The sequence below is a fragment of the Nitrosomonas sp. Nm33 genome, from assembly GCF_900107265.1.
Lineage (GTDB): Bacteria > Pseudomonadota > Gammaproteobacteria > Burkholderiales > Nitrosomonadaceae > Nitrosomonas.
The window spans coordinates 1-1,071 of sequence record NZ_FNPJ01000169.1 but is presented as its reverse complement, the minus strand read 5'-3'; the positions used below and the strand labels follow the sequence as shown (position 1 = coordinate 1,071).

At 46.0% G+C, this 1,071-nt stretch carries 1 protein-coding gene; it reads left to right on the top strand.

Annotation, left to right across the window (positions count from 1 at the left end; all coding sequences use genetic code 11):
• Nucleotides 1–10: 10 nt before the first annotated feature.
• The coding region (locus BLV54_RS15320; protein ID WP_090572425.1) for an IS5 family transposase at nt 11–1,071 on the top strand (1,061 nt) is incomplete at its 3' end.

Here is a 1,071-nt window from a genome sequence, read left to right as displayed (position 1 = left end):
GGTAATTTATATGAGTTTTTCAGATTTTGATGTTACTCGCCGCACCCGCAAAGGCAATTTTCTAAACCAAATTGATCAGTTGATTGATTGGAACCCGATAGAGAAAGCAATTGCTCAGCATTATGCGCCTACAAGCGATGCTACAGGTCGCCCTGCTTACTCTGGGTTACTGCTTTTCAAAATGCTGTTAGTCGGCATATGGAATGGTGGTCTCAGTGATGAGGCGGTAGAAGATATGGCTAACTCGAATCTGCACGTGATGCGTTTTTTGGGTTTGTATCTGGAAGATAATGTTCCGGATCATTCAGTGTTATCGCGTTTTAGAACACGCTTGACGGCAGCTTGCGCATGGGATGGGTTGTTGGAGAGAATCAATGAACAAATTCAGGCGCACAACATCACGGTAACCAAGGGATGTCATGTGGATGCGAGCATCACACAAAGTCCGCGCAAACCGAAGACCAAACCACCCTACGAAGTGGTCAATGATCGGGAAGATCGAGATGATGAAGATGATGCGAAAGCGGCTATGCGTGTGATTGAAGTTGTTCAACCTGGCGTGGATGCTGAGGCGCGCTGGGTGAAAAAAGGCGGCCAATCAATATTTGGTTATAAACAGCACACAATGGTTGATGGCAATGGTTTAGTGCTAGCAGTTGAAACCACGGCTGCCAATTGCCATGACAGCAAGCCTTTAATAACTTTACTCGAAAAGGTCGAAATCAAATCAGGCACTCGGGTTCATGCTGATAAGGCTTACTGTAGCCAGAAACACCGTGCAGCTTTGAAAGCACGCGGTATTAAAAATGGTATTCAGGATAGGGCGGTGAAGAACAAACCTCTAACACAGCGACAATTACAACGCAATCGCTTGATCACGAAAGTCCGTTATGTGGTAGAGCGTACCTTTGGCAGTCAGGCGCGCTGGTTTGGAGTCAAAATCCTGCGATACCGTGGTCTAGCCAAAGCACATGCCTGGCATATTTTGCAAGCCATGGCATACAACCTAAAAAGACTACCAAAATTGTATGTCGATAGCCTATTTTCACGACTCTCACAGGAGAAATGTGC